Genomic DNA, 12,382 nt, shown 5'->3' with positions numbered 1-12,382 from the left:
TGACTATCGGCCGGCGAACTTGTCGCTCATCATGTTGAAGATCTCCTGCGCGCCCCGGCCCAGGTGGGGTCCTGCGAGCCAGCCCGCAGTCGCCGGGCCGATGGAGGTGTTGGAGACCAGCGCCGGCTTGCCGTCGGAGCCTTCACTGAACCAGCCGCCACCGGAGGAACCGCCGGTCATGGTGCAGCCGATGCGGTACATCGTCGGGGTGCTGGGGCTGATGGAGAGCCGGCCGGGGCGGTCGATGCACTTGTGCATGATCAGACCGTCGTACGGGGCGGCGGCGGGGTAGCCCCAGGCGCCCATGGCGCTGATTTGCGAGATCTCGGGGGCGTCGAAGTTGACCGGCAGGGCGTTCCCCACGGTCTCCTCAAGCGACTTGGTGCCGCTTTCCGGCTTCACGTGCAGCACGGAGTAGTCGTAAGGAGCGCCCTCGCCGCCTGTGGGGCCGCCATTGGCGATCCATTCACCGGAGGTTGTGACCCAGTCGGCCCAGTACGCGCCGTACGGAGCGATCTCCTCGGGGCGGGCGTTCTCCAGAGCGGCGGCGGACTTGCCCTTGTCGTTGTAGGCGGGAACGAAGACGATGTTGCGGTACCAGCCACCCTTGGAACCGGCGTGAACACAGTGTCCGGCCGTCCACACCAGGTTGGACCTGCCCGGGTTCTTCGGGTCCTTGACGACCGTGCCCGAGCAGACCATGGACCCCTCGGGGGAGTCGAAGAACACCTTGCCGACCGGGGCGGCATGCTCGTGGTACGGGAGGTCCTCGGGCTCTGCCTTGACCGGTGCGGGCTCCGGGTCCGTGACGCCCTGGTCGCCGGAGAAGTCACTGGCCGCCATCGTCTTCGCCGGGTCCTTGGCGGACTTCATCCGCTCGGGCTTCCACAGCCCGTCGATCACCGGGTTGACGAAGTCCTTGGCCTCACGCAGCCACGTGTCCTTGTCCCAGTTCTTCCACTCGCCGTTCTTCCACTTCTCCGGGTCGACGCCGTGCTTCTTGAGCGTCTCGGCCAGATCGGCGGATATGCCGCCGCCGGTGCCGTTGCCACCGGCGGATTCGGCGGCGGGCTTGTCGGCCGCCTTGTCCTCGCTCGGACCACATGCTGTGGCCGTCAACGCGAGAGCGGCGACGAGGCCGGTCGCGACGAGCAGTGGACGTATGGATCGCATGGAAAATTTCCCCCTGAAACACTCAGAAAATGCCATGAACGTGTCATGTTAGGCGCCGGGCCGATGGCCACCCCGAGATGCAGGCCCACCCTATGACGGTCCGGCGGATGCTTTCCGCCACCGAGCACCGGCGCATGAGGGGGCGCCTGGGGGCCGGGCACCGCCCGGCCCCCAGGCGCCCTCGACGGACTGCTGTCGTGCCGAGGGTTCCCTGAACAACCGTCACCGGCAATGCTGCCGGTGGCAGTTCGTGCGCCTTACTGTCCTGCGTACTTCTTGCTGACCGCGTCGTAGACGCCCTTGGCCTCCTTGCCGAGGCGCGGCCCTGCCAGCCAGCCGGCCGTCACCGGGCCGATGGACGTGTTCGACACCAGTGCGGGCTTGCCGTCCTGGCCCGCTGCGACCCAGCCACCGCCGGAGGAGCCGCCGGTCATGGAGCACCCGATGCGGTACATCGTCGGGTCTGCCTCGGTGAGCGAGAGGCGGCCCGGCTTGTCCTTGCACTGCAGCATCGTCTGGCCGTCGTACGGCGGAGCGGCCGGGAATCCGGTTGCCGTCATGTTGTCGATCTTCGGCACGGCCGGGGCGTTGAACTCGACGGGCAGCGCCGAACCGATCGTCTCCTCAAGGGACTTCCCGGTCGATCCCTTCTCCGGGGCCACATGCAGGACCGCGAAGTCGTACGGGGCTCCCTGGCCACCGGTGGGGCCGCCGTCGGCGATCCACTGGTCGGAGGTCTGCGCCCACTGCCCCCACCACACGCCATAGGGTGCGATCTTCTCCTTGGGCGCGCTCTTCAGTTCGGCGAGCGACAGGCCGCTGTTGTTGTACGACGGCACGAAGGCGATGTTGCGGTACCAGCCGCCCTTCTTGCCCGCGTGTACACAGTGTCCGGCGGTCCACACCATGTTGGACTTTCCGGGATTGGCCGGGTCCTTCACCACGGTTGCGGAGCAGACCATGGAACCCTCGGGACCGTCGAAGAAGAGCTTCCCCGACTCTGCGGCATTGCCGTGGTAAGGCGACTGCACATTCGTGGCCTGGACCGGCGCGGGCGTCGGGTCCGTCACACCCTTGTCATCCGAGATGTCGTTGTCGACCGGCTGCTCGGGCGCCTTGTCGGCATCCCGCATACGGGCCGGGTCCCAGAGCCCCTCGATGATCGGGTTGATGAAGTCCTTGGCCTCACGCAGCCACGTGTCCTTGTCCCAGTTCTTCCACTCGCCGTTCTTCCACTTGTCGAGGTCGACTCCGTGTTCCTTGAGCCGGTCCCGCAGATCATCCGGAATAGTGATCTTGTCGTCCGTGGTCTGCCCGACGGAGTTGCTCGGCTCGGCATTCGCACCGTCCTCGCTCGGCCCGCAGGCAGTGGCCGTGAGCGTGAGAACGGCGGTGACCGCGGCCACGGCGAGCACGGAGGAGGGCGTGGGACGTCCGCTCCTCCCCGGACGTGCGGTGAGAACTGGTCGAATCGGTCGCATGCGGTGATCCCCCTGGGACTTCGTAACTCAGCACTTCTGTAGTGCATTTGGGCACTCTTCCGACGCACCGCCCCCTCCGGTGACGGTGCCCGGAGTGTCGGCACGGCCCCCCACTATGCCGGTGCCGGTGGGGACGGTACGCAGCAGGTCCACGGTTCCGTCTCCGCAAGGATCTTCCGACTTACCCGTGATCCCCTGTGCGCGGCGTCGTTGGTACGTACGAGGGACTTACGGACAGCGTTCATCGCCGCAGTCCGTTCATGCGGAAACGTACTGACGTGCAACGCAACTGTGACAGCGGGAGGACCAGAAGCCGTGGCCGTGACCGAACCAGCTCCGGTGGCACCACCCGCGGTGCACGAGGGAATCCTGCGCCGCCAGTCGCTGCGCGAATCGGCCGCTCGCACCTATGCGCGGTCACTGCCGATCGTGCCGGTGCGGGCCCGCGGGCTGACCATCGAAGGTGCGGACGGACGGCGCTATCTCGACTGTCTCTCCGGAGCCGGCACGCTGGCGCTCGGGCACAACCATCCGGTGGTTCTGGAAGCGATCAAGAAGGTCATCGACTCGGGTGCGCCCCTCCACGTCCTCGACCTCGCGACCCCGGTCAAGGACGCCTTCACCACGGAACTGTTCGCCACACTGCCACGGCAGTTCGCCGACAACGCCCGCATCCAGTTCTGTGGACCGGCCGGCACGGACGCCGTCGAGGCGGCCTTCAAACTGGTCCGTGCCGCGACCGGGCGCAGCGGACTCCTGGCCTTCACCGGCGCCTACCACGGGATGACGGCGGGAGCCCTTGCGGCCTCGGGCGGAGCCGACGACGTCGGCGTGACCCGGCTCCCCTTCCCGCTGCAGTACCGGTGCCCGTTCGGTATCGGTGGCGAACGCGGTGCCGACATCGCCGCCCGGTGGACCGAGAGCCTGCTGGACGATCCCAAGGGCGGAGTACCCACGCCGGCCGGAATGATCGTCGAACCGGTGCAGGGGGAGGGCGGCGTGAACCCCGCCCCCGACGGCTGGATGCGCCGGATGCGTGAGATCACCGCCTCCCGATCCATCCCCCTGATCGCCGACGAGGTCCAGACCGGCGTCGGCCGGACCGGCGCCTTCTGGGCAGTTGAGCACAGCGGGATCACCCCTGATGTGATGGTGCTCTCGAAGGCCATCGGTGGTTCCCTCCCGCTTGCAGTGATCATTTACCGTTCCGAACTGGACACCTGGCAACCGGGCGCCCACGCCGGCACATTCCGCGGCAACCAACTAGCGATGGCCGCCGGCACGGCCACCCTCGCCTACGTGCGCGAGAACAGGCTCGCCGAGCGCGCCGCGTCGCTCGGCGCCCGTATGCTCGCCCGCCTCCGCACGCTGGCCACCGACCACCCGTGCATCGGAGACGTCCGCGGACGGGGGCTGATGATCGGGGTCGAACTCGTCGACCCCGAGTCCGCCCCGCTCACCTGCGGTACCGGAGGCGCCACCGAGGCACCGCCCGATCCGGTCCTCGCCGCCGCTGTCCAGCAGGAATGCCTCCGGCGGGGCCTCATCGTCGAACTCGGCGGACGCCACTCCAGCGTTGTACGCCTACTCCCTCCGCTCACACTCACCGACGAACAGGCAACGGCGGTCGTCGACCGCCTCGCCGACGCCCTGGCAGCCGCTGAACGCTCGCCGCATCGCCGAATCACGACCGGGTCGACCCACTGACCCCGGACACCCTCACAAGAAAGACCGCCGTGAACCCCACCCCCGCGCCCGCGCCCGAGGCCGACGGCGCCCCCGTCGGCCGGCAACGAGGCCAGTCCGTGCTCGTCGGCCGAGTGGCAGTCGAGCAGACGACGGTGCCGTGCCAGATGGCAGCCCTCCAGGGCGAGCGGTGTACTCCGCAGGAACCCCCTGCCGGCGCAGGAACGGCCGATCCTCTCGACCACCCGGACCCGCTCCGGGCGGCAGACGCATCAGGCGTCGAGAACCTGCTGCGCTGCTGGGTCCGCGAGAACGATCTGCCCCGACCCGACGGGAACACTCTCCGCCTCCCGCTTCCCGCCAGCGGTACCGCCCTGCTCGTCCCCGTCCTCTATTGGTCCGCCACGGGATGGCACCGCTTCGGCCCGCCTAACCTGGAGCACGCACCCGACGAAGCCCCGACCACCGATGCCGTCACCGTCGCCGCCCTCCTGGGGCGCGAGGCGGACCGCAACGAAGGCGCCGACATGGTGGCCAGGGTCGCTGACTCCGTACGCCGTGCAGCCGGTTTCATCGCCGAGCGACGCCGCGCACCCGCGCCTCCCGCCGACTCGGACCTCTTCCTCACTGCCGAGCAGTCGCTTTTGCTGGGCCACCCCCTGCACCCCAGCCCGAAGAGCCGCGAAGGCATCTCCGAGGCCGAATCCCGGCTCTACTCACCGGAGTTGCTCGGCTCCTTCCCGCTGCACTGGATGGCTGTGGACCGCTCCTTGCTGGCCACCGATTCCTCCTGGACGGACGGAGGCCGCCCCGTCCCCGCCGAAGACCTCGTCGCCTCCCACGCCGAGGGACTGCACCTCCCCGCCAACACGGCACCGATTCCGCTCCACCCCTGGCAGGCACGGGAACTGGGCAGCCGTCCGGACGTCGCGGCCCTGCTCGAAGCCGGTCTTCTCCATGACCTGGGACCGCACGGCGAGCTCTGGCACCCCACCTCCTCCGTCCGTACCGTCCATCAGTCCGGCGCCGACGTCATGCTCAAGCTCTCCCTCGGCGTACGCATCACCAACTCCCGTCGTGAGAATCTCCGCAAGGAACTTCACCGGGGCGTGGAGGTCCACCGGCTGCTCCGCAGTGGACTCGCTGCGCAGTGGCACGCCGTCCACCCCAGCTTCGACATTGTTCGCGACCCGGCCTGGCTCGCCGTCGACACACCGGGTGGCGAACCCGTCCCCGGCCTCGATGTCATGCTGCGTCACAACCCCTTCGGCCCGCACGACGATGCGGTGTGCATCGCCGGGCTGACTTCCCCGCGCCCCTGGTCCGACCGGCCAGGCATGCAATCGCGGCTCGCCGACATTGTCTTCCGCCTCGCTGCCTCCACCGGCAGAACCAAGGGAGCGGTCGCCGCCGAGTGGTTCCTGCGCTACCTCGACCGGGTCGTGCGCCCCGTGCTGTGGCTCGATGCCACAGCAGGCGTCGCCCTGGAAGCCCACCAGCAGAACACGCTGGTGCTGCTCGACGCCGCCGGCTGGCCCATCGGGGGCCGGTATCGGGACAACCAGGGCTACTATTTCCGCGAATCGCATCGCCCAGCACTTGAGCAGAGGCTCCCCGGCATCGGAACCGTCAGCGACACCTTCGTCTCCGATGCGGTCACCGACGAGCGCTTCGCCTACTACCTGGGCATTAACAACATCTTCGGTCTGATCGGAGCCTTCGGAGCTGAGCATCTCGCCGATGAACGAGTGCTCATCGCCGGCCTCCGCCGGTTCCTCGGCGGTGTCACCGGCCTCGGCTCCCCGCTTCCCGCGCAGCTGCTGCAGAACCCGCAGCTGCGGTGCAAGGCCAACATGCTGACCCGACTGCACGGTCTCGACGAACTCGTCGGCCCCGTCGACACTCAGTCCGTCTATGTCACCATCGCCAACCCCCTGTACGCCTGAGAGAACATGACCACCGCCTGAACCACTGAACTACCTGAACCGCTGAGAGGAGAGCGTCACCGTGCCTCCCGACGATGCACACACCGATGCAGGAACCGGCCCCGCCCCACGGGCGGGTACGGGCGTGGAGGACACCCTGGACCTGAAGCTCCCCGACGAGTTCCTCGCGCTGTTCGGGGAAGACACACCGGCAGCAACACCGGCCACCGCCCTGCCCAGCACCTCCGACCTGCTCGACAACCCGGCCGAATGGCGACCGGTGACCACGACCGCTGGAGTCTTTCAACTCGTCCCCGTGCGACTGGACCGCGACCTGTCCGTGATCAGTCGTTGGATGAACGACCCGGCAGTCGCCGCCTTCTGGGAACTCGCAGGAGCCGAAGCCGTCACCGCCACCCATCTACGTCCGCAGCTCGACGGTGACGGACGCAGCGTCCCCTGCCTGGGCGTGCTCTCCGGCATTCCCATGAGCTACTGGGAGATCTATCGTGCGGACCTCGACCCATTGGCGCGCCACTATCCCGCCCGACCGCATGACACCGGAATCCACCTCCTCATCGGCGGCGTGAACAACCGCGGGCGCGGCGTCGGTACCACCCTGCTCCGGGCCGTCTCCGACCTCGTACTCGACAACCGTCCTCTCTGCGCACGCGTCGTAGCGGAACCCGACCTGCGCAACACCCCCTCCGTCTCCGCATTCCTGAGCGCCGGCTTCCGGTTCTCCGCGGAAGTCGAACTCCCCGACAAGCGAGCTGCCTTGATGGTCCGCGACCGAGCCCACCGTGCCCAGCTGTGAACGACCTGTTGCATTACTTACACCGCTCGAAGCCCATCGGTTCCGTCCCGAGGAGTCCCCGTGCCGAACAATCCTGCGAGCCATGAACCAGCGGAGTCTCCCGCGCTGCTCAGCACTCCAGAACTGAACCGGACGGTCTGGGAACGGGCTGCCGCCCGCCTGCTCGCGAAAATGCTCGGAGAGTTCGCCTACGAGGAAGTCATCGAGCCGGTTCCCAGGGCCGCCGGGAGCGACACCTACACCCTTGCGCTGGACGACGGCGAAACCCTGAACTTCCGCGCCGGCCGGGGCGTCTACGGCGGCTGGCACGTCGCCCCCGACTCGATGCGCGTCACCGACCGGAACGCGCCCGCGGGTAGCGGTCAGGACGAGAGCGCCGGGACCATCCCGTTCGGCGATCCGCTGCAGTTCCTTGCCCGCGCCCACCGTCTCCTCGAACTCGACGGCGCCACGCTCGGCCACCTCATCCGCGAGATCACCACCACACTCGCCGCCGACGCCCGGCTGGACCACACCGCGTTCACCGCCGCCCGGCTGGCCGAACTCGACTACGCCGAGCTCGAGGGACACCAGACCGGCCATCCGTGGCTTGTCGCCAACAAGGGGCGCCTCGGATTCTCCGCCGCCGACGCCTCCCGCTTCACGCCCGAGGCCCGCAGGCCGGTGAGGCTGCCGTGGATCGCCGTGAGCACCCGGATCGCCGGCTACCGAGGTGTGACCCGGCTCGCCACTCCCGAGCAGCTGTACGCGCAGGAACTCGACGCCCCGGTCCGCGCATCATTCGCCGCCGGACTCCGCGCCCGCGGCCTCGACCCGGACTCCTACCTCCTTCTTCCCGTGCACCCCTGGCAGTGGGACGAATGGATCGTTCCGCTGTTCGCCCCGGCCATCGCCGACGGCGACATCGTTCCGCTGCACACCGACGAGGACCTACGGTTGCCGCAGCAGTCCATCCGTACCTTCGCCAACCTCGGACACCCCGACCGGCACACCGTCAAACTGCCGCTGTCGATCCTCAACACGCTGGTCTGGCGGGGTCTGCCGACCGAGCGGACCCTCGCTGCGCCCGCCGTCACCACGTGGGTGCAGGGCCTGCGCGACCGCGACCCCTTTCTGCGTGACACCTGTGGGGTCATCCTGCTCGGAGAGGTTGCCTCCGTGGCGGTCGAGCACCCGCTCTACGACCACCTCCCCGAGACCCCGTACCAGTTCAAGGAAATCCTCGGCGCGATCTGGCGAGAACCGCTCCACCCCCGGCTCGCGCCCGGTGAGCGCGCCCGCACCCTCGCGTCGCTGCTCCACACGGATGCGCACGGCCGCGCCTTCACCGCCGAGCTCGTCGCCCGCTCGGGTCTGATCCCCTCCGTCTGGCTGACCCGGCTCTTCGCCGCACTGCTCCCGCCGCTGCTGCACTTCCTCTACCAGTACGGCACGGTCTTCTCCCCACACGGCGAGAACGCCATCGTGGTCTTCGACGGCCAGGACGTGCCCGTACGGTTGGCGATCAAGGACTTCGTCGACGATGTGAACATCAGCGCCCGGCCGCTGCCGGAGCACGCGACCATGCCGGACGACGTACGCAGCATCCTTCTCACCGAGGATCCCGGCTTCCTCACCCAGTTCATCCACTCAGGGCTCTTCGTCGGTGTCTTCCGATTCCTGTCCAGGCTGTGCGAGGAGCAGTTGGCTGTCCCGGAGGACGAATTCTGGTCACTCGTCCGAGCCGAGATCCTGCGCCACCACGCCCGCTTTCCCGAGCTCAAGGACCGCTTCGAGATGTTCGACATGCTGACGCCGCGCATAGAACGCCTCTGTCTCAACCGCAACCGCCTGTATCGCGACGGCTACCGCGACCGGCCCGAGCGCCCCCACGCCGCCGTCCACGGAACGGTTCCCAACCCACTCCACCCCTCCTCGCGAGTCCTGGAGTGATCCCCGTTGTCAGTGATGCACCGTAGGCTGGTCACGCTATGACAAAGCCATCCCTCCTCGAGCTTCTGCACGCCGCCGTGACCGCCGTCGGCGGTACGGAGCGGCCTGGTCAGGCCTCCATGGCCGAGGCCGTTGCCGAGGCCGTCGACGACAATTCCCATCTGCTGGTCCAGGCCGGTACAGGCACGGGCAAGTCTCTCGGTTACCTGGTGCCCGCGCTGGCGCACGGGGAGCGCGTCGTGGTCGCCACGGCCACCCTGGCGCTACAGCGCCAGCTCGTGGAGCGAGACCTTCCGCGTACGGTCGACGCCCTGCATCCGCTGCTGCGCCGTCGACCCCAGTTCGCGATGCTCAAGGGGCGCTCGAACTATCTCTGTCTGCACCGGCTCCACGAAGGTGTCCCGCAGGAAGAGGAAGAGGGACTCTTCGACCAGTTCGAGGCCGCGGCGCCGTCGAGCAAGCTCGGGCAGGATCTGCTGCGGCTGCGGGACTGGTCGGACGAGACCGAGACCGGAGACCGCGACGACCTCACCCCCGGCGTCTCCGACCGGGCCTGGGCGCAGGTCTCCGTCTCCTCCCGGGAGTGCCTGGGCGCCAGCAAGTGCGCGTACGGCGCGGAGTGCTTCGCGGAGATGGCCCGCGAGCGCGCCAAGCTCGCCGATGTCGTCGTCACCAACCACGCGCTCCTCGCCATCGACGCGATCGAGGGGGCCCCGGTGCTCCCGCAGCATGAAGTGCTGATCGTCGACGAGGCCCATGAGCTGGTTTCCCGTGTCACCGGAGTGGCCACCGGAGAACTCACCCCCGGGCAGGTGAACCGGGCCGTGCGCCGCGCGGCGAAGCTGGTCAACGAGAAGGCCGCCGACGCCCTGCAGACCGCGGCGGAGGGCTTCGAGCGGGTGATGGAGTTGGCGCTCCCCGGCCGTCTGGAAGAGATCCCGGAGGACCTCGGCTACGCGCTGATGGCGCTCCGCGACGCTGCTCGCACCGTGATCACGGCCCTGGGGTCCACCCGCGACAAGTCCGTCCAGGACGAGGACGCCGTCCGCAAGCAGGCAATGGCCTCCGTGGAGACGATCCACGGCGTCGCCGAGCGCATCACCCAGGGGTCCGAGTACGACGTCGTCTGGTACGAGCGCCATGACCGCTTCGGCGCGTCCGTGCGGGTCGCCCCGCTCTCCGTCTCCGGCCTCCTGCGCGAGAAGCTCTTCGCGGAGCGCTCCGTCGTCCTCACCTCCGCCACGCTCAAGCTCGGCGGAGACTTCAACGGTGTGGGCGCGTCCCTGGGCCTGGCCCCCGAGGGCACCGCGGAGGGCGACCTCCCGCAGTGGAAGGGGCTCGACGTCGGCTCGCCGTTCGACTACCCGAAGCAGGGCATCCTGTACGTCGCCAAGCACCTGGCCACGCCCGGCCGGGAGGGTTCGCGCACCGACATGCTGGACGAGCTCGCCGAACTGGTGGAGGCCGCCGGCGGGCGCACGCTCGGGCTTTTCTCCTCCATGAGGGCAGCCCAGGCCGCTGCGGAGGAACTGCGTGGCCGGCTCGACAAGCCGATCCTGCTGCAGGGTGAGGAGACGCTGGGTGAGCTGATCAAGAACTTCGCGGCCGACCCCGAGACCTGCCTCTTCGGCACACTCTCGCTCTGGCAGGGCGTCGATGTCCCGGGGGCGAGCTGCCAGTTGGTGATCATGGACCGGATCCCGTTCCCGCGTCCCGACGATCCGCTGATGAGCGCGCGCCAGAAGGCCGTCGAGGAGGCGGGGGGCAATGGGTTCATGGCTGTCGCGGCGACCCACGCCGCACTGCTGATGGCCCAGGGTGCCGGTCGTCTGGTCAGAGCCACAGGCGACAAGGGTGTGGTCGCGGTGCTCGACCCGAGGCTGGCCAATGCCCGGTACGGCAGCTATCTCCGGGCCTCGCTTCCCGACTTCTGGTACACGACGGACCGCAACCAGGCCCGCCGCTCACTCGCGGCCATTGACGCTGCCGCCAAGGCCGACGGGCGGTGATCCGTAAGCCCGCCGGTGCTCCTGCTCATCGTTGAGCGGTCGGCGGCGTCAGCTGCACGGACAGGGCCCCAGGACCGGCGCAGCGGATCCCGGGGCCCTGTCCGTGCAGGTGTCTCTTCACACCCGCCGCAGCACCGCCACGACCTTGCCGAGGATGGTTGCCTCGTCGCCAGGGATCGGCTGGTACGCGGAGTTGTGCGGGAGCAGCCATACATGGCCATCCTCCCGCTTGAAGCGCTTGACGGTGGCCTCGCCATCCAGCATTGCGGCCACGATGTCGCCGTTCTCCGCTACGGGCTGACGGCGGACGGTGACCCAGTCGCCGTCACAGATCGCCGCCTCGATCATCGAGTCGCCGACGACCTTCAGAACGAACAGCTCGCCGTCCCCGACCAGCTGGCGGGGGAGGGGAAAGACGTCCTCGACCGATTCTTCGGCAAGGATCGGGCCACCGGCTGCGATCCGCCCGACGAGCGGTACGTACGATGCCGCGGGCTTGCCGGTCGTATCGGTCGGCTGCGTGCTGGGCTGATCCGAACCACGGACCTCGTACGCCCGGGGCCGGTGCGGGTCGCGGCGCAGGAAGCCCTTGCGCTCCAGGGCCATCAGCTGATGGGCGACGGAGGACGTGCTGGACAGGCCCACCGCCTGACCGATCTCCCGCATCGATGGCGGGTATCCCCGGCGTTGCACGGAATCCCGGATGACCTCGATCACGCGCCGTTGGCGGTCCGTGAGCCCCGAGCTGTCCGCTCGGATGCCTGGAGGTCGGCCGGGGAGCGAGCGTGCCGGTCGTGCCGGCTCCGGCCCCTCCGTGTTCGTGACTGAGTCATTCATGGCATGCACCGGCTGGAGTCGGCTCTGGGAGCGGTCCTGGGCAGTGATGGTGGCACTGTCTGCGGTGGTGGTCACGTCGGCCCCTCTCGAATGGTCTCCCTAGCTGGACAACGGTAGTAGCTTTCGAAAGGTTGCGCCAAACACACGTTCGAGTGAAAAACGAATAAAAGTCTGTGCCCTGTTCACCGCGGGGTGTATGAGCAGGGTCCGGGCGGCTTTCCAACTGCGTTCCGGCCCAGGCCCGGGCCGCTTTGCGGCGACCCGACGCCACCGGCAATTCGGCCCATTACGGTAGCCTCCGCGGCCGCGCCGCTGCCACGCGGGGTGGTCTTCCGGCGGCCGTTCGGGTCAGGTGGCGGGTGCCCCGCGATCCGTGCGGCCGGGAGTGTCCCGTAACCTCGTGGGCGGCCGCACGTCGCCTGCGGGCCGCCTGGGATGCGCGACACGCGCTAGGGCCAAATGTGCAACCAAACCCAAGATCTAGTGGTTGGATTGTTCCAGCTACCCATAAGTTGTGGTCTC

At 68.6% G+C, this 12,382-nt stretch carries 8 protein-coding genes; 5 read left to right on the top strand and 3 right to left on the bottom strand.

The window, feature by feature from the left end:
* Positions 1-3: 3 nt before the first annotated feature.
* Positions 4-1,173, bottom strand: coding sequence for a trypsin-like serine peptidase (locus tag OG395_RS18835; RefSeq protein WP_327244010.1), 1,170 nt, complete (start codon positions 1,171-1,173; stop codon positions 4-6).
* A gap of 257 nt (positions 1,174-1,430) precedes the next feature.
* The gene (locus OG395_RS18830) at positions 1,431-2,654 is read right to left on the bottom strand and encodes a trypsin-like serine peptidase (protein WP_327244009.1); all 1,224 of its coding nucleotides are present in this window, start codon (positions 2,652-2,654) and stop codon (positions 1,431-1,433) included.
* A gap of 315 nt (positions 2,655-2,969) precedes the next feature.
* Here OG395_RS18830 and OG395_RS18825 point away from each other — a divergent pair, with 315 nt between their 5' ends.
* The 5 genes from OG395_RS18825 (at position 2,970) to OG395_RS18805 (ending at position 11,023) form a co-directional block, all read left to right on the top strand.
* Positions 2,970-4,361, top strand: coding sequence for a diaminobutyrate--2-oxoglutarate transaminase family protein (locus OG395_RS18825; RefSeq protein WP_327244008.1), 1,392 nt, complete (start codon positions 2,970-2,972; stop codon positions 4,359-4,361).
* Between the two features lie 29 nt (positions 4,362-4,390).
* The gene (locus OG395_RS18820; RefSeq protein WP_327244007.1) at positions 4,391-6,286 is read left to right on the top strand and encodes an IucA/IucC family protein; all 1,896 of its coding nucleotides are present in this window, start codon (positions 4,391-4,393) and stop codon (positions 6,284-6,286) included.
* 61 nt (positions 6,287-6,347) lie between these two features.
* A complete protein-coding gene (locus tag OG395_RS18815) occupies positions 6,348-7,082 on the top strand; it encodes a GNAT family N-acetyltransferase (RefSeq protein ID WP_327244006.1) in 735 nt (244 codons plus the stop codon).
* 60 nt (positions 7,083-7,142) lie between these two features.
* Positions 7,143-9,014 carry an IucA/IucC family protein gene (locus OG395_RS18810; protein WP_327244005.1) on the top strand — a complete coding sequence of 624 codons (1,872 nt, stop codon included), beginning with the start codon at positions 7,143-7,145 and terminating at the stop codon, positions 9,012-9,014.
* A gap of 38 nt (positions 9,015-9,052) precedes the next feature.
* Complete coding sequence (locus OG395_RS18805; RefSeq protein WP_327244004.1) at positions 9,053-11,023, top strand: ATP-dependent DNA helicase; 1,971 nt, start codon at positions 9,053-9,055, stop codon at positions 11,021-11,023.
* Between the two features lie 117 nt (positions 11,024-11,140).
* Here the strand turns inward: OG395_RS18805 and lexA are convergent, their stop codons facing one another.
* Positions 11,141-11,935, bottom strand: a complete 795-nt coding sequence (gene lexA / locus OG395_RS18800; RefSeq protein WP_266980763.1) for a transcriptional repressor LexA — start codon at positions 11,933-11,935, stop codon at positions 11,141-11,143.
* Positions 11,936-12,382 lie beyond the last annotated feature (447 nt).

The sequence above is a fragment of the Streptomyces sp. NBC_01320 genome (assembly GCF_035974375.1).
GTDB classification, from domain to species: domain Bacteria; phylum Actinomycetota; class Actinomycetes; order Streptomycetales; family Streptomycetaceae; genus Streptomyces; species Streptomyces yanii.
The sequence above is the reverse complement of the archived record's forward strand: the minus strand, read 5'-3'. Positions and strand labels throughout refer to the sequence as shown.

Coding starts and splice junctions, on each gene's coding strand:
- OG395_RS18835 (WP_327244010.1), bottom strand. CDS start 1,173: ATGCGATCCATACGTCCACTGCTCGTCGCGACCGGCCTCGTCGCCGCT.
- OG395_RS18830 (WP_327244009.1), bottom strand. CDS start 2,654: ATGCGACCGATTCGACCAGTTCTCACCGCACGTCCGGGGAGGAGCGGA.
- OG395_RS18805 (WP_327244004.1), top strand. CDS start 9,053: ATGACAAAGCCATCCCTCCTCGAGCTTCTGCACGCCGCCGTGACCGCC.